Raw genomic sequence first — 23,589 nt, 5'->3', positions numbered from 1 at the left:
GCGCTCCGCCCCCTGAGCACGCCTACCCCGTGCGACCCCCCGTCGTCGGCAGCGTCGCGGTGAGGGAGAGGACGGCCGAGACCGACGCCTCGTCGAAGTGGCGGCCGAGCAGGCGGGTGAACTCCTCGTCGCCGAGCGCGGCGCGCTGTTGGCGCAGCGCCGTGAGGTTGAGGACCGCGTTGTCCGACTTGACCTGCTGGTTGAGGGAGATCGCCCGTACCATCAGCGGCACCGCCTCCTCGGGAAGCCCCTGTTCCGCGCGCAGGTTGCCCAGCGCGCCGTAGTCGAGCGCCACCTCCGCCCACGCGCCCTGCGCCTCGTCGATGGCGAGGCACTCGCGGAAGCACTGCTCGGCCAGCTCCGGATCGCCCCGCAAATGGGCCACCCGGCCCAGGTGGAACGTGCTGTTGGAGACCCCCGCCTGGTTGCCCAGCCCTCTCTTCACGGCAACCGAAGCGCGGAGGTACTCCTCCGCCTCCCCGTAGGCGCGCCGGTCCTCGCAGACCCGGCCGAGCTGGTGGAGCACGATGGCCCGGTTGGTGTGGTTCCCCATCTGCTCGAAGAGCGTGAGCGCGGCGAGATAGCTCCGCTCGGCAGCCTCCAGGTGGCCGGTGTGCAGGTTCACGAGCCCCAGGTCTTCGTGGCACTTGGCGACGGCCTCGGTGTCGCCGGCCGCCTCGCACACCGGCAGCGCACGCAGCAGGAGCATCCGGGCCGTGCCGTACGCGCCCCGCGCGCTCGCGGCGATCGCCAACTGCACATAGGCGATGCCCAACGGCGACGGACTCGGGTCGGAGTCGAGCATCCGGATGTACTGCGCGGTGACGTCCCTGACATGGCCCGCGGTCCGGGCGTCGACATGCCGCCGTACGACCCGGTCGAAGCGGTCGGCGCCGAGCTCCAGACGCTGGACGGCGAGCCAATCGAGGTCCTCGCGCGCGCCCCGATCCCGCAGTCCTTCGAGCCAGGCCTCGAGCGTGCACGGCACGGCGTCCTCCGCACGCCCCAGGACCGTTCGTACGGCGCCGAGTTTCCGGTTGCATGCGGCGAGATGCGCCCTCTCCCCGAGCGCCGCGAACACGGCGCTCGCGCGGGAGAAGCACGTCTCGGCCCAGGGCATGTCCCCCAGGTCGCGGGATATCTCGCCGAGCAGTTCGCAGCTCTCCGCGATGTTCGTGCTGCTCCCGATCGCTTCGAAGATCTCCAGGGCCGCCCTCGCGTCCGCCTGCGCCGCCGTGTGGTCGAATTGGGCGAGGGCGATCCTCGCCAGCCTGAACCAGCCGTTCCCCTCGCTCACCCGGTCGCCCAGCGTGATGTGGTGGGAGAGAGCGACGCGCGTGCACCGTTCCGACTTCGCGTAGTCCTTCGCACGGAAGGCCAGGATGCCGATCTGGTGCTGGGCGGCCGCGATCCCCGCGAGATCGCCCAGTTCCTCGCAGATGGCCAGCGCATCGATGTACTGCTGCTCCGCGAGACGATCGTCGCCCCGACGGCTGGTGTGGTGGGCGAGTTGGTGCAGGGTGATGGCCACCCGCCCGCGGTCGCCGATGCGCTCCGTGATCGACATCGACTGCCGGTACAGGCGCTCGGACTCGGCGTGGTCGCCTCGGTGCTGGGCGAGCATGCCCAGGTTGTGCAGCACGCCCCCGACCAGGGCGTCCTCCGCCAGCTCCTCGAAGCGGGTCAGCGCCTGCCGGTAGCGGCTCTCGGCCCGCGCGTACCGCCCCCTGCGCCCGTCCAGTCCGCCGAGTTCCGAGAGACACTGGGCGGCGACCAGCGACCCTGGTGCGGCCATCGACAGCGCCTCGTGACGCAGTCGCTCCTCCCGGGCCCACTGGCCGCTCTGCTGGAGTTCGTGGCAGGCCTGTCGCGTGTGGTCGAGGGCCTTCGGCACGCGGCCGCCGGCCAGTTCGTGGAACCTCGCCTCGAGTACGTAGCCGATGTAGGTGTCCTGTGCCGTCGTCGTGCCGCACCGCCACGCCCAGTACGCGCCCGCCCTGCGGTGGGCATGGGTCAGCCGTTCCGGACCGGCGATGCGCGCCAGGGCCGCGGCGGTCCAGCGGTGCACCAGGTAACCGCCGCCGGCGGGCGCGAGGAGCCCGAGGTGCAGAAGCCGTGCCACGGCCTCGTCCAGGCCGTCCGGCTCGGGTGGCGGCTCCGCGGCGTCGGAGGGGTCGGTCGCGTCGGACATGCCGTTCGGTTCGGTCGCACCGGACATGCCGTTCGGTTCGGTCGCACCGGACACGCCGGACGGGTCAGTCGCGTCGGACACGCCGGAGACGCCGGACGCGCCGGACGGGGCGTCCGACCCGGCAGCCACCTGCCACGTGAGACCCGTCCGGTCCACCGGCAGCCGGTACACCGCCGCGCCCAGCAGCAACCGCCGCGCCGCGGGGACCGCGTCGAGCCGGGCGAGCAGCTCCGGCAGGAGCACGTCCTGCGCGATCAGCGCACCGGTCTCCTGCAGCTTCCGCCCAAGACCGCCGCCCGGGGCGATCTCGCGGCCGGCCAGTGCGGCGCCCAGCCGGGCGCTCACCTCGTCGAAGCGGGCCGCGCCGTCCCGCAGCAGCGCGTCGAGGTACTCCAGGGAACGCGGATGACCGCCCAGTCGCGCCCACACCTGAGCCTGCTCGGGCGGTGTCAGGGCGTCGATCCCGGGCAGGCGCCAGATCAGCTTCCGGGTCTCCTGCCAGGTCAGCGGTCCGAGATGGAGACTCTCGACGCCCGCGACCGGGAAGGGATACCTGCTGGTCACGAGGGCGCTGTGGCGCTCCGCCCAGACCTGGAGGAACTCCGAGAGTTCCTCGTCGACGAGCTGGAGCTCCTCGTCCAGGTTGTCCTCGGCGTTGTCGAGAACCAGTAGGAGCGGTACGGCGGCCCCTGCGGACGGCCCGAGCAGCTCCCGCCAGTCGCGTCCGGGCTCGTTCAGGGCGATCACCCATTGGTGCAGTGGATCGGTCTCCGTGAGTCCCTTCCGGGCGCAGTGGGCGCCCAGCCGGCGGCGCAGCTGCTCCATGATCGTGTCGACGGTCGTCTCACCGGCGACCGCCACCACGACGCCGTCCGGTTCGGCCGCCGTGAAACGGCGGACGAGTTCGGCGGCCAGGCTCGTCTTGCCGATGCCGCCGATGCCGTGCAGCAGGACCCGAGGCTCGGTGCCGGCCAGCTGCCGCAGGGTCCTTCTGCGGCCGACGAAGTCGTGCCGCCCGCGGACCGTGCCGTCGACCACGACGGCCTGGGTGTCGGGTTCGGAGAGGCAGGCGCCGGTCGATTCGAGGGCGTCGGCGACGCGCCGAGCGGCGGAGGGGCCGCCGCCCGGACGTAAGGCCGGATCGGCGAGAAACAACGCCGGCGTCGCCCACTCGGGAAGCGGGCGCGGTTCGCGCGCGAGCTCGCGGCGCACCTCCGAGAAGACGGTGAGCAGGTCCGTGTCCTGGCGGTTCGCCAGCCCCTCGTACAGTCGCGCGCACAGTTCGATGGCGTAGTCGTCGCTGACGACGCTGTTCATCGCCAGTACGGCCTGAGCCCCGTTGTCCAGCAGGCTCCTGGCCAGACCGGGCAGCTCGGCCTGCCCCTCCAGGGCAGTGGAACACCCCGCCAGCACGATGAGCGGCACCCCGCCGTCGGACGGCATGACGTCCCGTACGAAGCGGGCCGCGTCCACCGCGTCCTCTTCGCCCGTACGGGTCTCCAGGAGCAACGCGCCGGGGCGGGCATGGCAGGAGATGTGCAGGACGTCGCAGGCCTCCGCGTCGAGCGCGGACCGGATCGCCGCCGCGCTGCCCCACTCCAGGACGCGTACTCGGTGCCCCGTGCGGCGACCGGGCTCCACGGCGTCCAGGATCCTCGCCCATTCCCTTTCGTAGTCGAGGAGTTGACCCGAGCTGTCGTCAGGGGCGGCGACCGCGGCGACAATCCGCAGGGGGCCGCCGGCCTCGGCGGGGGACGGCCTGCCGGTGCGCTGCGTCGTCCGGTACAGATCGACGCCTGGGTCCAGCGCCAGCGGGACGCCGCGACCGGGCGGCAAGAGCGTCTCCCACGGCAGGTCCGCCACCGTCGGATCGGTCACCTCGACGCCGATCCGGTGCCGGCCCGGCCGGCACAGCTCCTCCGACAGCGCCCGGCCGACGGGCCCGTCCAGGAAGCGGTCCGCGAGCGCGGTACCCACCTCCCGCAACAGCTTGTCCGACGGCTCCCTGCGCAGCCGCCACAACAGATCGGCCGTGCGCTGACTCGCCGCCTTCGGTGTCTGTGAGGTTCTGACGCCCCCGATGTCGCACATCACGTTCGTGGTGCCGATAGCCAGCTTGATCACGTGAGCCCCCGTCCCGCTCTCACCTGTGCCCCGTCCTGAGCACCCCTACCCCGTCCTGCCCGGCCAGGATGTCGGGGCGGACGACCGCGGGGCAATGACGCCAACTGCACCGCCCGTCATACTGAGTTCATGTCGGACGTCCCGGAGGAGCCCCCGCAGCCGAACGCGGTGCGGGTCAACGAGGCCGGTCTGCTCGAATACTTCGACGGGGAGGTGTGGACGGCGTACGTGGACCTGCCGGACGACGATCCCGGTCCGCTCGGCGTCGTACTCCGCAGGGAATCGCCGTGAGCGCCCCGTCGGCGGCCGGGGACCCCGGCGCCGCCGTCCTCGACGCCCTGCCCTCGCCACTGGACTCCGTCGCCGACAGCAGGGAGGCCGCGCGGTGGACCCTCGCATCCACCGGCGCCGTAGGCGCGCTGCTGCTCGGCGGCGGCCCGTTGCTGGCCGTGGGGCGGATCGACGACTGGGCGCATGCTGCCTGGGCCGGCAGCGGCCTGTTCGTGGCCCTGCTCGGCATCGCCTGGGCGATGTGGCAGACCAGCGAGGTGCTCGTACCACCGCTGACCACACCCGAGGTCCTCACCTCACCTGCCCTGCGCGGGCTGCGCGAGCAACTCGACGCCGAGCCCGGCTACTACTTCGGCTCCGCGGCCACCGACGTCGAGGGCCTGCTGCGGCACCGCCGGGTCGCCACGGAGATCTCCCGACGGATGCCGACAGCCGGAACGGCGGAACGGGCGGCGCTGGAACGCGGACTGGCCACGGCCCACCGCAACATCGCACGGACCGACCCGTATCTGCGCTGGCTGTTGGCGACCGCCCACGCCTGGATCGTGCGGGAGAAGCTGCGCAAGGCGCGGCGACACACCTTCCTCTCCGCCGTGCTCGTCATCGCCGGCGCGGTGGTATTCCTCGGCGCGACAGGCCGCTGAGCGTGCGGGGGCGTGTGCTGCCGATCGATGACTGCTTTGCGCCCGGGTCGCTGTTGCGGGCGTAGGGCTGCCGTCAGCAGCCCCTGTCAGGGGACGTCCTGGCCGATCGCCCGAATCACGTCGGCAAGCCACACCAAGTGGTGACCCACGGCCCGGTCCTGGTGAGCAAGCAGATCCTCAAGGTGCTGCCATGACTCCGAAAGCTGCCCGATCGTGAGGGCCTTTGGCTCGGCGCCCACGTCGTAGAGCTCGTCGGCTGAGACAGACCAGAAGAGGTCTTCCTTGAGCGTCACGGTGGGCCCGGCTGATGCCTCAATGTGCCGAAGCGCCACGTCCAAAGCACGACGAAGCTGATCGATGGGGATCTGCACGGGTTCGCTGGCCATGGGTGCCATCTTTACTCAGTCACGTCGGCAACGATCCATCGGGCAGTTCGGCAAGCTGCAATGGACGCTGCGGACCGGCTCCGCGACCGTGCAGCGTCCGCGTCGGCCTCATCGACGACGGCCGCCACGGTGTCCGACCCGATGGAGGCAGTCGAGGCGTGGGCGCGGCCGATGTGCGCTGCGGCTCTGAAACTCGCGGTGATCCGGACAACGAGCCCCCTGTCGCGCTGGTCCTGCGCCGGCTCCACCGCCCGTGGACCGCAGATCCCGCCGGCGCGGAGGCGCTCGCCGCAGAGGTACGGGGACTGACCAGCGGCATCCTCGGATTACCCCACATGTGCGGGGCCGGCGCCACTCGGACGTCCAGTGGCCGCGCTCCCGGCGCGGCAAGTCCCCTGACACCCGAAGCAGACCTCTCTGAACAGGGCCTTTGGGTGGATAATGGGCGGGCCGCCCTCTGCTGTGTTCTCAGGCAGAGCGTCCTGCGGCAGGGAGCGGCCCAGCAGCGCAGGAGGCGCGATGCTCATCAGGCACGTGGTCGAGGACGGGGTCCTGCACCTGGCGTTCCTGCGTGATCTGGATGTCCCCAGTCGCGCGGCGGCCGCACTGCAGATCGAAGGGCTCCTCTTCACGTACCGCCCGCGACACGTTCGGGTGCAGCTGCCCAGCGCCGACCCGTCACCGGCTTCCCTCAGCGCGCTCGCCCGTGCCCGCCGGTTGTGTGAGGGCTTGGGGATCCCCTTGACCGTAGTCGGCCCCGCGCTCTCGCCGACCAAGCCTGCTGCGGCATGACCGCTCGCGCCGCAGGAAGGCGCATGGCCGACGACCTGCTCCGCACCGTCCAGGACGGGCCGGGGGCGGCAGGATGCGACTGCGGCCGAGGGGTGCGCCTGCATGCGCACGCCTACGGAGTGAGCCTTACGTGGCGCGACTGACGCGCTCCGTAGCGCCGTCGAGGCGCCGGTGGCTGAGCTGCCGCGGTGCGTGCAAACACGCGAGCGAGGCGATCATGGATATCGCGCCGCGGACTTCCTTCGCCTTGGCCGCGTCTGCTCCTACATGTGGGGCTGGCGGTAGTACCGGGCGAACTGCTCCAGGTAGCCGGGCTCGCCGGTCTGCTTGGTCTCGTCGTACTCGGGGGCGTCCTTGATCTCGTCCTTCGTCCGGTTGACGTAGACCGTCTCCTCGGTGGTGTCGATCAGCTTGATCGTCCCGGCGGGCAGCAGGACGTACTTGCCGAAGATCCACACTCCCGTGTCGACGACGACGTAGGAGGATCCGACGTCCTCGGAGTGCTTGTCGATCTTGCCGATATGGCCGTCGGTCGCCTCGACCTTGTAGCCGACGATGTCGATCCCCTGCCGGTATCCCGCGCTCGGGTCGTAGCCCCAGATGTCGAACTCACTCACAGCGACGCCTCTCCGTTTTATGAACCAATACTACGAATCTGCCTGATTGCGCCGAACGCAAAACTCATGCGCTGGATGGTCACTCCGCCGCGCACCGGCGCCGGTCGGACTGCTGTGCTCCGCGCGCCACGACCCCTAGAAGACGCCCCCGCGTTCCCCTGCCCTGCGGCCACGCTCATCGGGGGAGGCCGCGGAGGCGTCTCCGTAGGTGTACGCGGTGCGGATGTGTCCGTCGAGGGCGTGGACGACGACCTGAGCGGGGGTGTGCTCCTTGGCCCGGTGGCGTGCGGAGTCGATGGCGTCCTTCTGCGTTCGGTGCGGCTCGTGCAGTATCCGGCGGCCTTCCCTGCCCTCGACCTGCCACTTCACGCCCGCGGCCGCCGCCCGCTCGCCGGACGGTGTGACGTGGTAGACGGTCCGCTTCGCTGCCATGATCTTTCTCCTCGCCGCTCAGGCGGACTTCCGGCGCCCGGACGTCGCCGCCTTCGTCGGAGCCGTCTTCTGGGCCGACGCCGTCTTGGAGGCCGGCTTCCTCGCGGGTGCCCTCTTTGCTGCGGCCTTATTCTTGGGCTGCGGCATTTCGTGAACGGTGGCGCGCCCGCCTGCCTCGCTGCGGGCTGCCTTGGCCTTCAGGACGGACTCCTCGAGGGCGGCCATCAGGTCCACGACCTTCCCGGCCGGAGGCGCCTCCTCGCTCTCAGGAGCGGGCGGCTCGCGGTGTTCGGCCTTCGCCTCGATGACCTCGACCGGTACCTCGTGGTGGCGGTCGACGAGCTCCACTTCGTCCAGCCGCTCGACGGCCGTCGTGTCCGGCAGGGCGAGCGCGTCCTGGTTTTCCAGGAGCGAGGACGGCGCTCCTCACCGGCCCACTGCCGGAGCCGACGGTTCAGCGCACTCCGGCGCGGGCCTCGGACGAGGGGGCGCGGCGGGGGTCCACAGGCGCCGGGGGCCGGGCGTCGCCCGACGTGTCCTCGTCGGAGTCGAGGGGTCGATGCCGCTGTGCCCAGCGGACGGCGAAGGGGGCCGCCAGCCCCGTCAGCGCGAACAGCGCGCCGACGACGTACCACCCGGGCCGCCCCCACGTGATGCAGAGCGCGATGAGCAGCCCGGGACCGAGGGCCTCCGCGAGACCCGCACCCAGACCGAACACGCCCAGGTACTGGCCGGTGGCATGGCGCGGGGCGAGGGCGAAGGACACCTCGAAGCCGCCGGCCGCGTGCCACAGTTCGCCGATCGTGTGGACGACCACCGCCGTCATGAGCAGCGCGACGGCCGCCCACGCGGGCAGTCCGGCCGCCAGCGAGATCATCGAGCAGGAGGCGAGAAAGGCCACGCCCGATCGCCGGTAGGCGAATCCGCCCGCCGCGGGGGAGTCGACGGCCCGGCTGGCGCGCACCTGGAACGCGATGACGATGACGGTGTTCACGAGCATCGTGCCCGAGATGAGCCAGCGCGGGGCGGTGACCGCTCCGACCAGCCAGAGCGGGATGGCCACGGTGAGGACCTTGAACTGGATGGCCATGATGCCGCCGAGGGCGGTGATCAGAAGGTACGGCCGGTCCCGGAGAGCGACCCAGCGCGGGCCGACGGTGGGCCCGGGCGCGACCGGCGGCAGAAGGACCAGGATCACCGCGGAGGCCGCGAAGGCGACGGCGTTGCCGACGACGAGAAGCTGATAGGCGGTGTGGGTGCCCACCTGTACCACCCAGCCCGCCAGCAGCGCGCCGAGGGAGATCCCGATATTGGTCACCGAGCGGAGATAGGCGCGGAACTGCTGCGGCCGGTCCCCGCCGTAATGGCGGATGAGGGGGCTGCGCGCGGCAAGTCCCGCCGCCTGGGCGCCGGTCGCCGCGCAGACCGCGAGGACGAAGAGCCAGAAGTCGTCGGCGAACACGAAACCCGCCGTCGCCGCCGTCCGGACGACGAGGGTGATCGCGTAGACGCCACGTGCGCCACGGGTGTCCGCGAGGCGGCCGACGGCGATGCCCAGCGCGAGCGAGAAGAACCCGGCGATGCCGAGCCCCAGTCCCACCTGGCTCGCCGGAAGGTGCACCGCCTGGGTGAAGTACAGGACTCCAGCGGTCAGGTAGAGGCCGCTGCCGAGCGTGTTGACGAAGTTCGAGGCGGCGATGACCCGTTGGGGTCCGGTGTCCGGCATCAAAGGGGGCATGGAGGGGCTCCGCGTCCGAGCAAGGAGTAAGGACCCGTCTAGCTTCTTGCATCTTACTTGCAAGAACAAGTGACTTGCGAAATCTGTGTTCTCGTACGCTCGGCGCATGCGCACGTATCGAAGGCGTGGCCGCCGACTCGCCCGTCGCGCCGGGGCGAGTGGTGCCGGACCGACTCCGGCTCCGGACGTGGCCGTTGCGGGGGCTGATCTCGTCCTCGTGGGGTTCTTCTCCGCCAGGCGCAAGGACTTCGCCGCGCTCATGGACGCCGCGGCCGGTGAGCTGACCGCGGGTGGCGGGCGGGTAGTGGGGCGGGTCGTTCAGCGTCGCGGCGTGTCGAGCGGCGGGGTGCGGAAGATGGCGTTGCCGTACTCCTCGCGCACCGTGTTCGGCAACGGAAAGGTGCGGGAGGCGGCCGAGCTCTGCGAGCGGACTCGAGCCGACGCGGTCGTCTTCCTGACGCCCCTGACGGAGCGTCAATGCCGGGTACTGTCCGAGATCTTCGGCTGTCCCGTGATACCCCTGGTCGACGTCCTCCCTGCCCCGGCCCCGTAGCGACGCTCAGGCGCCCGCCCGGGCGGGTGGCGCGCGCGGAGTCGGGAGTTCGGCATCGATGGCGCGCAGGTGACGGGGGCGACCGGGACGTTGGCGGGCGGCGTGAGATCCACGCCGCGGGCCTCCATTCGCTTGCTTATTGGTCGCACACTCAATAGCATCGCCGGTATGTCGTCAAGCGTCCAGCGCAAACGTGTTCGCAAATCCCCGGAAGCTCGGCGGGCGGAGATCGTCGAGGCCGCCGCAGGCGTTGCCCTGACCGAGGGGCTGGAGTGCGTCACCCTGCGGCGGATCGCCGAGGAACTCGACGTACGACCGGGGCTGATCAGCCACTACTTCCCCTCCGCGGAGGATCTGGTCGCCGAGGCCTTCGCCACGGCCGCCACCGGCGAGCTCGACGCGCTCCTGCCCGCCGACCGATCCGACGGGACCCCTACGCAGTACCTTGCCCGCTACTTCGCCCTGTCGGCCGGAGAGGCGTACGACGACATCAGCCGCCTCTGGATCAATGCCCGGCACCTCAGCCGCTACCGGCCCCTGCTGCGCGACCGGGTCGCCGAGGAGGAGCTCGCCTCCGACGACAGGCTCGAGGCACTCATTCGTGACGGCGTCGACACGGGGGAGTTCCGTACGGACGACCCCCGCGCGACGGCCATCCAGATCCTCGTCGTGCTCGACGGCCTCGGCGCCCACGCCAACACCGACCGCAGCAACCGCCCCGAGGTCGTGACCCGTATGGCCGTCACCACGGCGGAACGCGAACTCGGCCTGCCGAGCGGCACCCTCGACGCCGCCCCGGCCCTTCCGGACCCGACGGCTACGCCCTCCGGCGGGGCCGGCGCGGCGCCTTCCGACGCGACCGGCGCCGACGCATAGCCCGGCGAGGCCCCGCCCTCCGTGGCCTGGCGGGGCCACCGGATCGGCCACCGCCGGCATCGCCGACGGCCGCCCCACGCCCACCCCCCGCCTCTCCCGCCCCACGCCCGCCACCCCCCGCCTCTCCCGCCCCACCTCCGCTTCTTCCTGGAGCCCCCGTGCGTACCTCTCTCGTCCTGCTCTCCGCCCGCCTGCTCGACCCGGCCACCGGCCTCCTCCTGCCGGAGAGCGCCGTGGCCGTGGCCGGAGGGCGGATCTCCGCCCTGGGGGACGACCGAGAGATGCGCGCGCTCGCCGACTCCTCGACGACCGTCGTCGACCTCAAGGGAGCCGTCGTCACCCCCGGCCTGACCGACGGCCACCTCCACCCCGTCTCCGGCGCCGAGCTCACGCACGGCCTCGATCTGTCGGGCTGCACCGACCTCCACTCCGTACGCGAGGCCGTCGCCCGCGAGGTCAGGTCGCTCGAGCCCGGTGCGTGGCTGTTCGGCTGGGGCCTGGATCCCAACGTGTTCGGGGACCGGCCCGTCGAGTCGGCCGCCCTCGCTCCCGCACTGGACGGCGTACCGGCCCTCCTGCAGCTGTTCGACGCCCACTCCATGCTCGCCAGCCCCCGCGCCCTCGAACTCGCCTGCGTCGACGGGCCGCGGACCTTCGACCAAGCCGCCGAGGTCGTCTGCGACGACGCCGGCCGGCCCACCGGGCTGCTCCTGGAGGACGCCGCCTGCGAGCTCGTCGAGCGCGCCGCGCCGCAGCCCACGCACGCCGAACGCCGCGACCGCCTCGCCGCCGCGCTGCGCGCCATGGCCGCCGCCGGCCTCACCGGCGGGCACGCGATGGACGCCAACGGCGAGAGCCTCGCCCTCTACGCCGAACTCGACGCGGCCGGGGAACTGCCCCTGCGCCTGCGCGTCGCACCCTGGTGCCAGCCCGGCACCGACGCCGACGGGCTGCGCGCCCTGATCGAGCAGCAGGGCACCGGCGGCGCCCTCTGGCGGACCGCCGGCGTCAAACTCTTCATGGACGGCACGATCGACAACGGCACCGCCTGGCTGGAACACCCCGACTGCCACGGCGAGTCCACCCACGCCTTCTGGCCCGACCCCGCCGCCTACACCCACATCATCGGCGAACTGCACCGCGCGGGGGTGCCCACCGCCACCCACGCCATCGGCGACGCGGCCGTCCGGCACGTCCTCGACTCCGTCGAGAAGGCCCAGGCGGGTGACCGAAGCGGGGCACGGCACCGCATCGAGCACATCGAGAGCGTCCCGGACGACACACTGCGCCGCTTCGCCGAACTCGGTGTCATCGCGTCCATGCAGCCCACCCACTGCTGCGACTTCACCCGCGCCGACCACACCGACAACTGGTCCCGCCGCCTCGGCGAGGAGCGCGCCTCACGCGCCTGGCGCTGCCGCGACCTGCGGGACTCCGGAGCGTCCGTCGTCCTCGGATCCGACTGGCCCATCGCTCCCTTCCCGCCGCTGGGTGTCATGGCGGGCGCCCGGCACCGCCGCCCGAGCCGGGATCTCACCCAGCCCCCGCACGGCCCCGAGCAGGCGCTCACCCCGCTGGAAGCGCTGCAGGGCATGACCCTCGGCCCCGCGTTCGCGGCGGGCGAGGAGCACCAGGAGGGCCGGCCGGCCGTCGGCCATCGCGCGGACCTCACGGTCCTGGCCGACAACCCCCTCACCACCCCCGCCACCGACCTGCCGGATCTGCCGGTCCTGCTCACGGTCCTCGACGGCCGCCCCACCCACCGCGACCCGAGCCTGTGACCCGTAAGCCGGTCACCCGCCCCGCCCCCTGACCGGAACGGCCGCCGCCAACGGACGGCGGCCCCTCCGCCGCCCGTTCACTCCCCGAAGACGCACCTGCCTCCCACGTACGTGGCCTCGACCCGCAACCCCGCTAGTTCCAGGGCGGACACGGCGTACGGGTCACGGTCGAGGACGACCAGGTCGGCAAGGTGCCCCGGACGCAACGTCCCGGTGTCATCGAGTCCGTTCACGTACGCGGAACCGGCCGTGTACGCGGTGAGCGCGGTGGTGAGATCGAGCCGCTGACGCGGAAGGAAGATCCGCTCCGGGTCACCGCCCGGCTCGACCCGGTTGACCGCGACGTGGATGCCCTCGAGGGGAGCGGCGGAGCTGACGGGCCAGTCACTGCCGGCCGCCAGCCGCGCGCCGCTGCGGTGCAGATCCTGGAAGGGGTACTGCCAGGCCGCCCGCTCCGGGCCGAGGAAGGGGATCGTGAGCTCGTCCATCTGCGGCTCGTGGGCCGCCCACAGCGGCTGCAGGTTGGCGATCGCGCCGAGCCGCGCGAAGCGGCCGATGTCGTCGGGGTGCACGACCTGGAGATGGGCGAGGTGGTGGCGGTTGCCGCGCTGCCCGTTGGCCTTCCCTGCCGCCTCGACGGCGTCGAGGGCCTCACGGACGGCACGATCCCCGAGGGCGTGGAAGTGCACCTGGAAGTCGAGGGCGTCGAGGCGCGTGACGTGCTCGCGCAGCGCGAGGGGGTCGACGAAGCTCAGGCCGGTGTTGGCCGTGGCGCAGCCACAGGAGTCGAGGTACGGAGACGTCATCGCGGCCGTGAAGTTCTCGGCGACGCCGTCCTGCATGATCTTCACCGAGTCGGCGCGGAACCTGCCGTGGCGCAGCGCCGCGCGACGCTCCACGAGATGGGGGATCTGCTCGGCGCCGGCGTCCCGGTCCCACCACAGGGCACCGTTGACGCGGGCGGTCAGCAGACCGCGTTCGGCGGCCGTCAGATAGACCTGGGAGACGTCGGGATGTCCGCCGTACGAGCCGAGGATGGCGTCCTGCCAGGCGGTGATGCCGTACGCGTGCAGCAGCCGCTGGGCACGCTCGAGCCCGGCCAGCAGGTCCTGGTCGGTGGCCTCGGGCACGACCCTGCCGACCACGACGACCGCGCCCTCCTGCAACATGCCCGACGGGGTGCCGTCCGGCTCGCGTTCGATGCGCCCGTCGGCCGGGTCGGGCGTCGAGGCCGTCACCCCCGCCAGCTCCAGGGCCCGGGTGTTGGCCCAGGCGCCGTGGTGGTCCCGGTTGGTCAGCAGGACCGGACGATCAGGCACGAGCTCGTCGAGCATCTGCCGGGTCGGCAGACCTCCGGGGAAGCTCTCCATCGACCAGCCGGCGCCGGTGATCCACGGCCGCTCGGGATGTGCGGCGGCGTAGGCCGAGATCCGCCGCCGGTACTCGCCGAGGTCCGTGGTCCCCGACAGATCACAGGCGCCCAACTCCAGTCCGGCGTACACCGGATGCACGTGCGCGTCCTGGAAGCCCGGCAGCAGCGCCCGCCCGTCCAGCTCCACCACCCGCGTGCCCGGACCGACCAGCGCCCGCACCTCCTCGTCGCCGCCGACCGCGACGATCCGCTCTCCGGCGACCGCCAGGGCCGTGGCCCGGGGAGAGGAGGGATCCATGGTGAGGACGGCGCCTGAGATGAAGACGAGATCCGCGTGACGCATCGGGGAGTTGCTCCTTGACGAAGTCGTACAGGGTGAAGAGGTGCGTTCATGGTGAAGCGGTCGTTCATGGTGAAGCGGTCGTTCATGGCGAAGGGGCGCAGTGGTGACTCACGAGCGGACGAAGTAGGGCGCCCGCCGCCCGTACTTGGCCCACAGCGCGGCCGGGACCCCGGTGACCAGGATGACCACCGGTACGAGGGTGAGGAAGCGGCCGTTGTCGGCGGCGAAGGCGAAGTGGTCCGAGGAGGCCCACAGGCTGAAGATCATGTAGCCGCCGAGGCCGAGCAGGGCCAGCCCGGAGAGCACCGGCGTCACCACCGTCATCAGCAGCATGGCCGCACTCCGCCGGGCCTCCCCGGCGAAGGTGATCGCGCAGGCCAGGGCGGCGAAGGCGTAGAAGAGCGAGATCAGGATCCCGACGGAGGTGACGGATCCGACGATGATGTCCTGCAGACTGCCGAGTCCCGCCGACAGCAGGGCCAGGGCGGCGGCGAGCGCCGCGATCCGCAGCGTCGACAGGTGCGGGGTGCGGCGACGAGGGTGCAGGGCCGCCCAGCCGGAGCCGAGGACCCCGTCCCGGCTCATCGCCAGCGTCTGGCGGGCGGTGCCGATCAGGACCGACTGCACACAGGCGATGATCGAGAACAGCAGGACGACGGTGGTGACGGCCCGACCGAAGCTCCCGGCCGCCAGCTGTCCGAGATACGGCAGGCCACGCTCGCCGTTGGCCGCGAGCTCCTCGGGGCTCAGCGCCCGCTGGAAGGCGACGGACGCGAACAGGAACAGGCCCGCGACCGCGGCGAGTGACCACATGCCGGCCCGCCCGGAGGTACGCGCGTCGGTGTTCTCCTCCGTCACCGAGAACGCCGACTCCCAGCCCCAGTACATGAACACTGCCAGCAGAATGCCCATCGCCATCACGGAGGGGGAGGAGAACACGGTCGGCGAGAACCAGCCGAGGTCGAAGGAGGCCGCGTCGCCCGCGACGACGGCCCACAGACAGACCGCTAGAACCACCGCGAACTCGAGCACCAGCAGCACGAGCTGGAAGCGGGCTGCCGCCTCGACGCCGAGGACCGCCATGGCGGCGAGCCCGGCGAGTACGAGCAGCCCGACCGCCAGCGAGACGAGGACCGGGGCCTCGGCCAGTCGTACGCCGGCCACCCGGTGCAGGCCCAGCGAGTCCAGCGACAGCAGCGTGTACTGACCGGCCAGCGGGACCGCGTAGGCCAGGAACAGGACCTGCGTGACGATCGTGACCCAGCCGATCATGTAGCCGGGCAGCGGCCCCACTGCCCTGCCCACCCATACGTACGCCGTGCCGCAGTTCGCCTCGCGCTGGTTCAGCTTCGTGTACGCCAGCGCGATGCCCAGGATGGGCAGCAGACCGAGCAGGAAGGCCGCCGGGATTCCCACGCCCACCGAGGCGCCGATGATGCCGAGACCGATGCCGATGCTGAAGGTCGGGCTGATGTTGGACAGGGAGATCACGACGCCCTGCCGGACACCGAGCACCCGGGGCAGTGCGTCGTACGGAGCGGTGGGCGTCGACGGAGCGGTGGCCGTGGACGGATCCGATGCAGCGGACGGAGCGGACGGAGCGGACGGAGCGGGCTGAGTGGACGGAGCGGCGGCGACGGGCTGGGGCGGCTGACCGGACATGCGTCTCTCCTCGGCTTCGAGGGGTGGGTGGCGGCAGCGTGGCAGCTCCCCGACCATCGAGTCAACAGCGTTGACTACGATGTGTGCCGCGCTGGGGGAGACCAGACGGCACAATGAACCCGGTCGACGAGGGGAGCACACCGTGGCGTCACGGGCGATCAAGCGGACCGCGGACCCGAAGGGGAGCGGCGACGGCCGCCCACGCCCGTCACTCAGCCCGCGGATCATCGTCGAGGCCTGCCTGGAGCTGCTGGACGCCGAGGGCGGAGACGCGCTCACCTTCCGCAGGATCGGCACCCACCTGGGCGCGGACCCCACCGCGCTCTACCGGCACTTCCGCAACAAGGACGAGCTGCTCCTCGCCGTCGCCGACCGGCTGCTGGAGGAGAGCGTCGAGGGGTTCGAGCCGTCCGGCGACTGGCGTCGCACCCTGCGCGAACTGTTCATCCGCAGCCACCGGGTGTACCTGGCCCATCCCCACGTCGCCGTCCTGACCACCGCCCGCATCACCCGCCGCCCCGCGGAGATGCGCGTGATCGAGATGATCCTCGCCGCCCTCGCCGACGCCGGCTTCCCGCCCCACGAAGCCGTCCACCACTACCGGGCCCTGGTCGACACCATGCTGGCCTGGTCCTGCATGGGAGCCACGTACATCGCGCTCGACGCCGACACCCGGCACAAGGACGAATCCGCCTGGACGGGCGTCTACGCCACGGCCCCTGCCGCCACCCACCCCCACCTCGCAGCCGCGGCCCCCTACCTGGCGGCCGTCGACGACGAGGCCAACTTCCACTTCGCCCTGGACCTCATGCTGGAGGCCATCGCGACCCGGGCCCTGTCGCTCAGGCCCCGACCGGCCGACGACGAGTGACCCCTTCGAAGAGGGCCCTGGCACACCGCACGTAGCGGCGGACCTTCGTACTCAGGCGCGGTGCCGGATGCGCAAGGGCGGTTGAGTAGTCGCGCTCAGGCGGTGCGGGGTCCGGCAGCCCGACGATGGGGCACAGTCCGTGACCGTCAGGAAGGGCCCCGCATGCTCAGTCGCCTCGCCGCTGCCGTCGTTCCCGCCCTGGGGCGGCTGACCGTCACCACCGACATCCCGCGGGTTCCCGTGGGCGGCGCCGTGATCGTGGCCAACCACACCAGCCTCGCCGACCCCGTAGTGGTCCTCGCGGCGCTGCGTCGTATGGGCGTCGAGCCCGTCGTGCTGTGCGCCGCCGGTCTGTGGCGGATCCCGCTGCTCGGCCGCGCACTGACGCGCGAGGGGTACGTGCCCGTGCGCCGGGGCACCGCCAGGGCCGCCGAGGCCCTGACGGGGGCGGAGGCCGCACTGCGCGCCGGCCGTTGCGTCCTGGTGTACGGGGAGGGCTGCATCCCGTCCCGCCCGGACTCGGCGGACGCTCCGCCGCAGGCCTTCCGCAGCGGGCCGGCCCGCCTCGCGATCCGCGCCGGGGTGCCACTGGTCCCGCTCGGCCAGGCAGGTGCCCGCCGCATCACCTCCGGCAGCGCGGCCAAGCAGCTCGCCGGGCTGCTGACCGCGCCACTGCGCCGCCCCCGTCTGCACGTCCACCTCGGGGCGCCGCCGCAGTTGCCCGCGGACACTGCCTCCGCAACCGGCCTGGCTCGGCAGTCCGTGACGTCCGCCTGGCGCACTGCCGCAGACCGGCGCACGCGGACCGGCGCGCGGTGAGCGGGTTCGCATCGCTGACGGTCGGAGCGACCGTCCGGCGTCGCCCCGGGGCCGGGGCGGGCGCCACCCGTCAGCGCACGACCGAACGCGCCACGCGGAAGCCCACGTCGTCGACCCGGAACGTCGGGTGGCTGCGGCGGCGTGCGGATGCACGACAGCTCCAGTGTTCGTCGAACCAGCCACCGCCGCGCAACACCCGGTAGGACCCGTAGATTTCGGCGTCGTAGACGTCCCAGCGCCAGTCCCAGACGTTGCCGAACATGTCGTGCAGGCCCCAGGCGTTGGGCTGCCTGCCGCTCACTTCGTGCAGACGCTCGCCGGAGTTGTCGCGGTACCAGGCGATCTCGTCGAGGGGTCCGTATCGCAGTCCGGCCGATGCGGCGCGGCACGCGTGCTCCCACTCCGCCTCGGTCGGCAGCCGGTACCCGTCGGCCGACGCGTCCCACACGACGCCGTCGCCATCGCTGTCGCCATCGCCGCCGCCGTCTACGGTGATGCGATAGGCGGGTGTGAACCCTTCAGGTACCGGTTGGCCCAGCGGACAGCCCAGTTCGTCGACGTCGGCGGGAGCACCCATTCCGGATTCGCGTCACGCCTGTTCGCCGAGCGCCCCAGACAGGCGCTTCTCCAGTAGCTGGACTCGGGCCCGCAGGCGTGCGCTGCGGACCTGGGCATGGGCGAGGTCGGCCTGTAGCGCGGCAAGGCCGACCAGTAGGTGCCGCCTACCGGGTCCGCGGCGGCGGGCTGAAGCTCGGCGGCGTGGACCAGGGCAAGCAGATCGCGATGGCGATCGAGGAACGTGCGGGCCGCTGGCTCAAGGAGTGCCGCCGCGTCCATGTGGTCCCCTTCCTGGGACCCCGCCCCTCAACGCAGCGGGCGGCGACGCTCACCGGAGCTCCGTAGGCGCATAGCCAGGTACACCATGGCCGCGACGAGCACCACGATGCCGATGACGAGCAGGTAGAGCAGTCCTTCGGCGACGACGCCGATGATGCCCAGCACGATCGCCGCAATGACGAGTATCAGGAAGAGCGTCATATCGCAGGCACCTCCTCGATAGCCGGTCAACGGCGGGCGAGCTGCCGCTCGCCGTCCGCAACGGGCTGGTAGGGCAAGCCGTAGTGCGCGAAGACCGCCGCTTCGTCCTCGGCGGGCAGGACGTCATCCGTGCCGACCGCCGGGCACTTCTTCACCAGCGACTTGTCGTAGTCGACCTTGACGTACTCCGGGCCCGCGATCGCGCCAGTCAGCGGGACGAAGACCAGGTGGTGGCGGGTGGGCAGCCCGACCTGGACAGTAGCCATGGCCGGCTCGTCGGTGCTGGTGTCCACGTAGACCGCCTCGAGCACGCCGATCTTGTGGCCGCCCGCGTCGACGACGTCGTGGGTACGCCACTCTCGGACATCCGCGATCTGGATCATCCCGCTCCCTTCGCGCGGCGGTGTGACCGTTCCGGTGCAATGTCCAGCCTGCCTCGCAGAGCCCGCCCGCACCAACCTGCAGGGCCCTGCAGCATCAGCGACCCCCGGGGTGGCCGTGCGCCAGCCGATGACAGTGTCCGGGCGGTGACGGTGGGCGTTGGCGGGGTGAGGCGTGCGCGGGTCTGGACAGATCACACGGCGAGCTCTGGCGGGCCTTCCCGTCGCATTCCCTCCAGGCCGCCGTCGGGTAGCGGCCGGAGCAGGTTGCGCTGTGCATGAGACCGCCCGGATCGGCTTGAACGGATCCAGCGGGAACGGCTTGAGCAGCGGGTCAGTGCCCGCACATCTGGGACACCGCCGCAGCCCGCAGCCCGCAGCCCGCAGCCCGCAGCCCGCAGCCCGCAGCCCGCAGCACCGGGTCCGGCGCGTACGCCGCAGCCCGGGTCGCTGGGGCGGGACGCACGACGGTGGTCGTGCGTCCCGCCGCCCGGAACAACTCCTGCCACGAATCGTGCAACAACCCGCCACATGCTCCGGGATGGCGCCTTCCACGGACCGCATCCCCTCCGGGCTGTCGCCCAGAGGACGGCACTAACGGTGAGGATGGGTCTGGGTTCCTCGCCGTCCTAAGGACGATCGGTATCCGGCCCCGCGGTCCTTTGAACCGTTGCGGTCGGAGGTGGCCGCGGCCGATGCTTTGGAGCGTGCCGTCTCAGTTGTCGGGCGCTGAGGCCGGCGCCGGGGGTGGTGTGGAGGCGAGGCTGCCGAGGAGCTGGATCCGTTCCTCGGTCGGGGATCCGGCGGCACTTGTGTAGGCGAACATCGTCCATCCGGGGTAGTCGGGCAAGTTCAGGGCCTTGTAGATGAATTCGAGGTCGCCGACGTCGGGGTGGCGGATGTGCTTGGTGCCGCTGTTGTGCAGGCGGACGTCGTGGGCCGACCAGCGGCTGCCGAACGCGTCGCTGCGGGTCACCAGCTCGCCGATGAGGTCGGTCAGGTGCGTGTCGCGCGGGTTACGGCCTGCCGCCGTGCGCAGGGCCCGCGGCGGCGGCATCCGCCGCGTGCTCCCACCGTGGATAGAAGCTGCGCGCGGCGGGGCTGAGGAAAATGAACCGCGCGTTGTTGTTCCGGGCGTCCGGGTCGTCGAGCAGCGGTGCACCGCATCCCTCATCGACGGGTTCCGTCAGTTCGGCGGGGACGAAGCATTGCTCCAACGATCCTCTGAGCCGGACGCCGAAGGGGTGCTTCCCGCCTCCGGACCGAAAGCGGAGGATTCCGATCCGATCAGGTCGAGCAGGGCCGTCGCGTCGTGGTCGGGGGTGCCTGGTTCGGCCACATAGACGCCGAGTCGCTGGCCGGGGGTGCCCTCACGATGCATGCTCTGGCTGTTGAGCGTGAGGGTGCCGACCTGGGGGTGGTGGAAGGTCTTCTGGCTCTTCTTGCGTCCCGCGACCTCGTAACGCTCCCACACCTTGGCGAAGTCGGGGCTTTCCAGCAGGAGTTCGCCGACAAGGTGGGTGAGATCGGGTGCGTCCGGGTTGGCGCCGGCCTCGGCGCGCAGCCGGCCGACGCAGGTGCGGACCAGGGTGTCCCAGTCGGGGAAGAGCTCGCGGGCGGTGGGGTGCAGGAAGAGGTAGCGCGCCAGGTTGCGCTGCTTTACGGGCCACTCGGCGATGCCCGCGTACAGGGCCAGGCCGCCGGGATTCCAGGCGAGCAGGTCGAAGCTGCGACTGACGATGTAGGCCGGGCTGGGCCGCATCGTATTCGTCGCCGCTTGAATGCGCGGATGCCATGAATGCAGTGTCGCCTCGCCGCCACGGGTGCGGCAGCCGCGAGAGGAGCCCTGTCACACCCCCGCTGACCGCTCCCCGGCACAGCCCGCCCTGCCTGTTTGGCGCGTTGCGCGGCACTGTGGATGACATCCGGTTCATCACTTGCCCAGCCAGGGAGCACCCCCGCATGTCCGCAGTCCCCAGCACCACCGTCGCAGGCGCGGACCAGGCCCAGGCCCGAACGCCGCGCCGTCCCGGTGCTGCCGTGGCGCTGGGGGCCGCTCTCCTCGGCTTCTTCGTCATCACCCTGGACGCCTTGATCGTCAACGTGGCGCTGCCGTCGATCCGGGACAGTCTGGGCGGCGGCATCACGGGGCTGCAGTGGGTGATAGACGGCTACACGCTGATGTTCGCCGCTCTGCTGCTGTCGGCGGGCTCGCTGACCGACCGGCTCGGGGCACGCCGTACCTTCGGGGTGGGCCTGACCGTGTTCGTGGTGGCCTCCGCCGTGTGCGGTCTGGCGCCGAACCTCGGGGTGCTGGTCGGCGCGCGCCTCGTGCAGGGCGCCGGTGCGGCGGTGATCGTGCCCGCCTCGCTGGCGCTGATACGGGAGGCGTTCCCGGATGCGGGCCGGCGGGCGAAGGCGATCTCCGTATGGGCGGTGGGCGGTGCCGTCGGTTCCGCGGCGGGCCCGGTCGCGGGCGGTCTCCTCAGCCAGATCGACTGGCGGCTGATCTTCTTCGTCAATCTGCCCGTCGGCCTGATCGCCCTGTTCCTGCTGCTGAGCACCGCCCGCTCACCCCGCTCCGAGCCGGCGCCGTTCGACTGGACGGGCCAGCTCTCGGCGGTCGTGGCGATGGGCGCGCTGACGTTCGCGGCGATCGAGGTCGGTGCCGACGGCTTCACCGCACCCCAGGTGATCGTCTCGTTCGCCTTGGCCGTGGCAGCCGCTGCGGTGTTCGTGGTGGCGCAGGCCCGGGGGTCGCATCCCATGGTCGGCCTCGCGCTGCTGCGCGAGCGCACCATGGTGGTCACGGCGGCGATCGGCTTCGCCCTCAGTATCGGCTTCTACGGCATGATCTTCCTGCTCAGCCTGTATCTGCAGCAGGCCAAGGGGATGTCCGCGCTGGCCACAGGTCTGGCGTTCGTGCCGATGACCGTGCTGACCGCGTTCGTCAGCCCCACCGCGGCCTGGTTCGCCGCCAGGTTCGGCGCCCGTATGCCGGTGATCACGGGGCAGTTGGCCATGGTGGCCGGTCTGATCGTGCTGGTGCTCATGCCCGACTCCGCGCCGACCTGGCTCCTTGTCGCCGCGATGGTCCCGGTCGGAGCGGGCGGCTCGCTCGCCGTCCCCGTCCTGACCTCCCTGCTGCTCGACCATGTGGCTGCCGAGCGGGCCGGTACGGCCAGCGGTGTACTGAACACATCCCGTCAGGTCGGCGGCGCCCTGGCGATCGCGGTCTTCGGCGCGCTCATCGCCGACCGGGGCCACTTCGCGGCCGGCGTGGACACCAGCCTGCTCATCGGTGCCGCCGCCATTTCGCTCACCACCGCGGCAAGCTTCCTGCTCCGCCCCGCCTCCCGCCCGTGAACAAACACGCACCCTCCACCCCGTACGAAAGGGACACCTCATGCAGTACGTCACCCTCAACAACGGCGTTCAGATGCCGATCCTCGGCTTCGGCGTCTACCAGATCCCGGCCGAGGAGACCGAACAGGCCGTCAGTGCGGCCCTCGCGGCCGGCTACCGCCTGCTCGACACCGCCGCCGCGTACGGAAACGAAGAGGCTGTGGGCCGCGCGATCAAGAGCAGTGGCATTCCGCGCGAGGAACTGTTCGTCACCACGAAGCTGTGGGTCCAGGACGCACCCGCCGAGGACAACACCCGGCGCGCCTTCGAGGCGTCGCTGGCCAAGCTGGGTCTGGACTACGTCGACCTCTACCTGATGCACCAGCCGTACGGCGATGTGTACGGCCAGTGGCGCGCCATGGAGACGGCGTACGGCGAGGGCCGGGCGAAGGCGATCGGTGTCGCCAACTTCTACCCCGACCGCCTCGTCGACCTCATCCTCAACAACGAGGTCACCCCGGCGGTCGACCAGATCGAGACCCACCCCTTCTTCCAGCGCACCGCCGACCAGGACCTCATGCGCGAGCACGGCGTGCAGATCCAGTCCTGGGGCGGCTTCGCCGAGGGCAAGAACGACCTGTTCACCAACCTGCTGCTGGCCGGGATCGGCAAGGAGTACGGCAAGTCCGTGGCGCAGGTGGTGCTCCGCTGGCTGACCCAGCGCGGCGTCGTCGCGATCCCCAAGTCGGTGCGGCCCGAGCGCATGGCGGAGAACCTCGACGTCTTCGACTTCGAGCTCACCGACGACCAGATGGCCGCCATCGCCACTCTGGAATCCGGTGCCTCGCTGTTCTTCGACCACCGCGACCCCGCCATGGTCGACTGGCTCGCCAAGCGCCGCCTTGACGGCTGACACCTGTTGGCGCAGTTCATCCCGAAGGGCCATGTCCCACAAGCAGGGCATCACCGACGTGCTCATGGTCGGCGCGACCGGCAGCATCGGACAGTTCGCGGTGCAAGCCGCGCAACGGCACGGCCTGCACCCGCGGGCGCTGGTACGCGACGTGCGGCGAGCCGAGCAACTGCTCCCCGGTGTCGAACCGGTGCAGGGACATCTCGAGGATCCCGCCTCCCTGAGGCGCGCGGTCCGTGGGGTGGGCGTGCTCGTCCTCACCCACGCTCCGGTGGCGACTCCCGCCCGGGTGCCCGGGCGCACATCGGCTACGGCGGCGTACGCAACATCCTGTGGGCCCTCGACGGTGTCCGGCCGCGCATCGCGCTGATGACCTCCATCTAAGCCACGCGCAGCGACGTCCCCGGGGCCACCCCGTGGA

General features: G+C 71.5%; 22 protein-coding genes and 2 pseudogenes. 11 read left to right on the top strand and 13 right to left on the bottom strand.

The features are described from left to right. Positions 1-22: 22 nt before the first annotated feature. On the bottom strand, positions 23-4,315 hold the full coding sequence (locus tag ACFV9D_RS32030; protein ID WP_385154042.1) for a tetratricopeptide repeat protein: 4,293 nt from the start codon (positions 4,313-4,315) through the stop codon (positions 23-25). 129 nt (positions 4,316-4,444) lie between these two features. Here ACFV9D_RS32030 and ACFV9D_RS32025 point away from each other — a divergent pair, with 129 nt between their 5' ends. Together ACFV9D_RS32025 and ACFV9D_RS32020 are read left to right on the top strand one after the other, a co-directional pair. Beyond that, positions 4,445-4,606: a hypothetical protein gene (locus tag ACFV9D_RS32025; protein WP_385154039.1), complete on the top strand. Its 162-nt coding sequence runs from the start codon at positions 4,445-4,447 to the stop codon at positions 4,604-4,606. Continuing rightward, on the top strand, positions 4,603-5,250 hold the full coding sequence (locus ACFV9D_RS32020) for a hypothetical protein (RefSeq protein WP_385154036.1): 648 nt from the start codon (positions 4,603-4,605) through the stop codon (positions 5,248-5,250). The genes ACFV9D_RS32025 and ACFV9D_RS32020 overlap by 4 nt, the downstream gene beginning before the upstream one ends. Positions 5,251-5,336: 86 nt before the next feature. Here the strand turns inward: ACFV9D_RS32020 and ACFV9D_RS32015 are convergent, their stop codons facing one another. Further along, positions 5,337-5,636, bottom strand: coding sequence for a hypothetical protein (locus ACFV9D_RS32015; RefSeq protein ID WP_385154033.1), 300 nt, complete (start codon positions 5,634-5,636; stop codon positions 5,337-5,339). 519 nt (positions 5,637-6,155) lie between these two features. Between ACFV9D_RS32015 and ACFV9D_RS32010 the strand changes: the two genes are divergently transcribed. After that, on the top strand, positions 6,156-6,428 hold the full coding sequence (locus ACFV9D_RS32010) for a hypothetical protein (protein ID WP_385154030.1): 273 nt from the start codon (positions 6,156-6,158) through the stop codon (positions 6,426-6,428). A gap of 263 nt (positions 6,429-6,691) precedes the next feature. Here the strand turns inward: ACFV9D_RS32010 and ACFV9D_RS32005 are convergent, their stop codons facing one another. The 4 genes from ACFV9D_RS32005 to ACFV9D_RS31990 all read right to left on the bottom strand — a co-directional run bounded on the left by ACFV9D_RS32005 (position 6,692) and on the right by ACFV9D_RS31990 (position 9,215). Next, positions 6,692-7,045 carry a PRC-barrel domain containing protein gene (locus ACFV9D_RS32005; RefSeq protein ID WP_385154027.1) on the bottom strand — a complete coding sequence of 118 codons (354 nt, stop codon included), beginning with the start codon at positions 7,043-7,045 and terminating at the stop codon, positions 6,692-6,694. A 135-nt stretch (positions 7,046-7,180) separates the two neighbouring features. Next, positions 7,181-7,477, bottom strand: a complete 297-nt coding sequence (locus ACFV9D_RS32000) for a DUF2188 domain-containing protein (protein ID WP_385154024.1) — start codon at positions 7,475-7,477, stop codon at positions 7,181-7,183. Between the two features lie 18 nt (positions 7,478-7,495). After that, a complete protein-coding gene (locus tag ACFV9D_RS31995; RefSeq protein ID WP_385154021.1) occupies positions 7,496-7,825 on the bottom strand; it encodes a hypothetical protein in 330 nt (109 codons plus the stop codon). Between the two features lie 106 nt (positions 7,826-7,931). Further along, entirely contained in the window at positions 7,932-9,215 is a 1,284-nt protein-coding gene (locus tag ACFV9D_RS31990) for an MFS transporter (protein ID WP_385154018.1), read from the bottom strand. 106 nt (positions 9,216-9,321) lie between these two features. Between ACFV9D_RS31990 and ACFV9D_RS31985 the strand changes: the two genes are divergently transcribed. From ACFV9D_RS31985 to ACFV9D_RS31975, 3 genes are all read left to right on the top strand, one after another. Next, a complete protein-coding gene (locus tag ACFV9D_RS31985; protein ID WP_385154015.1) occupies positions 9,322-9,768 on the top strand; it encodes a hypothetical protein in 447 nt (148 codons plus the stop codon). Between the two features lie 168 nt (positions 9,769-9,936). Beyond that, entirely contained in the window at positions 9,937-10,644 is a 708-nt protein-coding gene (locus tag ACFV9D_RS31980; RefSeq protein ID WP_385154012.1) for a TetR/AcrR family transcriptional regulator, read from the top strand. 158 nt (positions 10,645-10,802) lie between these two features. Further along, positions 10,803-12,425, top strand: a complete 1,623-nt coding sequence (locus ACFV9D_RS31975) for an amidohydrolase (RefSeq protein ID WP_385154009.1) — start codon at positions 10,803-10,805, stop codon at positions 12,423-12,425. 77 nt (positions 12,426-12,502) lie between these two features. On the opposite strand, the gene ACFV9D_RS31970 is transcribed toward ACFV9D_RS31975, so the two are convergent. Both ACFV9D_RS31970 and ACFV9D_RS31965 read right to left on the bottom strand, forming a co-directional pair. Beyond that, positions 12,503-14,140 carry an amidohydrolase gene (locus tag ACFV9D_RS31970; protein WP_385154006.1) on the bottom strand — a complete coding sequence of 546 codons (1,638 nt, stop codon included), beginning with the start codon at positions 14,138-14,140 and terminating at the stop codon, positions 12,503-12,505. 108 nt (positions 14,141-14,248) lie between these two features. Then, positions 14,249-15,802 carry an APC family permease gene (locus tag ACFV9D_RS31965; RefSeq protein ID WP_385154003.1) on the bottom strand — a complete coding sequence of 518 codons (1,554 nt, stop codon included), beginning with the start codon at positions 15,800-15,802 and terminating at the stop codon, positions 14,249-14,251. Positions 15,803-15,944: 142 nt separating this feature from the next. Between ACFV9D_RS31965 and ACFV9D_RS31960 the strand changes: the two genes are divergently transcribed. Together ACFV9D_RS31960 and ACFV9D_RS31955 are read left to right on the top strand one after the other, a co-directional pair. Continuing rightward, on the top strand, positions 15,945-16,673 hold the full coding sequence (locus ACFV9D_RS31960) for a TetR/AcrR family transcriptional regulator (RefSeq protein ID WP_385154000.1): 729 nt from the start codon (positions 15,945-15,947) through the stop codon (positions 16,671-16,673). Positions 16,674-16,835: 162 nt separating this feature from the next. Beyond that, on the top strand, positions 16,836-17,492 hold the full coding sequence (locus tag ACFV9D_RS31955) for a lysophospholipid acyltransferase family protein (protein ID WP_385153997.1): 657 nt from the start codon (positions 16,836-16,838) through the stop codon (positions 17,490-17,492). Between the two features lie 70 nt (positions 17,493-17,562). Here ACFV9D_RS31955 and ACFV9D_RS31950 read toward each other — a convergent pair. The 5 genes and pseudogenes from ACFV9D_RS31950 to ACFV9D_RS31930 form a co-directional block, all read right to left on the bottom strand. After that, positions 17,563-18,012: pseudogene (locus ACFV9D_RS31950) on the bottom strand (formylglycine-generating enzyme family protein); the annotation flags it as partial. A 344-nt stretch (positions 18,013-18,356) separates the two neighbouring features. Continuing rightward, the gene (locus ACFV9D_RS31945; protein ID WP_385153994.1) at positions 18,357-18,530 is read right to left on the bottom strand and encodes a hypothetical protein; all 174 of its coding nucleotides are present in this window, start codon (positions 18,528-18,530) and stop codon (positions 18,357-18,359) included. 26 nt (positions 18,531-18,556) lie between these two features. Then, positions 18,557-18,913, bottom strand: coding sequence for a PRC-barrel domain-containing protein (locus tag ACFV9D_RS31940; protein WP_385153991.1), 357 nt, complete (start codon positions 18,911-18,913; stop codon positions 18,557-18,559). A gap of 712 nt (positions 18,914-19,625) precedes the next feature. Further along, entirely contained in the window at positions 19,626-19,967 is a 342-nt protein-coding gene (locus ACFV9D_RS31935) for a hypothetical protein (protein ID WP_385153988.1), read from the bottom strand. Between the two features lie 129 nt (positions 19,968-20,096). Then, positions 20,097-20,669: pseudogene (locus ACFV9D_RS31930) on the bottom strand (transcriptional regulator); the annotation flags it as partial. A 203-nt stretch (positions 20,670-20,872) separates the two neighbouring features. Here ACFV9D_RS31930 and ACFV9D_RS31925 point away from each other — a divergent pair. From ACFV9D_RS31925 to ACFV9D_RS31915, 3 genes are read left to right on the top strand one after another with little or no spacing between them, the layout of a single operon-like run. Then, complete coding sequence (locus tag ACFV9D_RS31925) at positions 20,873-22,276, top strand: MFS transporter (RefSeq protein WP_385153985.1); 1,404 nt, start codon at positions 20,873-20,875, stop codon at positions 22,274-22,276. Between the two features lie 40 nt (positions 22,277-22,316). Continuing rightward, positions 22,317-23,168: an aldo/keto reductase gene (locus ACFV9D_RS31920; RefSeq protein ID WP_385153982.1), complete on the top strand. Its 852-nt coding sequence runs from the start codon at positions 22,317-22,319 to the stop codon at positions 23,166-23,168. Between the two features lie 31 nt (positions 23,169-23,199). Beyond that, positions 23,200-23,538, top strand: coding sequence for an NAD(P)H-binding protein (locus tag ACFV9D_RS31915; protein ID WP_385153979.1), 339 nt, complete (start codon positions 23,200-23,202; stop codon positions 23,536-23,538). Positions 23,539-23,589 lie beyond the last annotated feature (51 nt).

Source organism: Streptomyces sp. NPDC059875 (genome assembly GCF_042731085.1).
Lineage (GTDB): Bacteria > Actinomycetota > Actinomycetes > Streptomycetales > Streptomycetaceae > Streptomyces.
The sequence above is the reverse complement of the archived record's forward strand: the minus strand, read 5'-3'. Positions and strand labels throughout refer to the sequence as shown.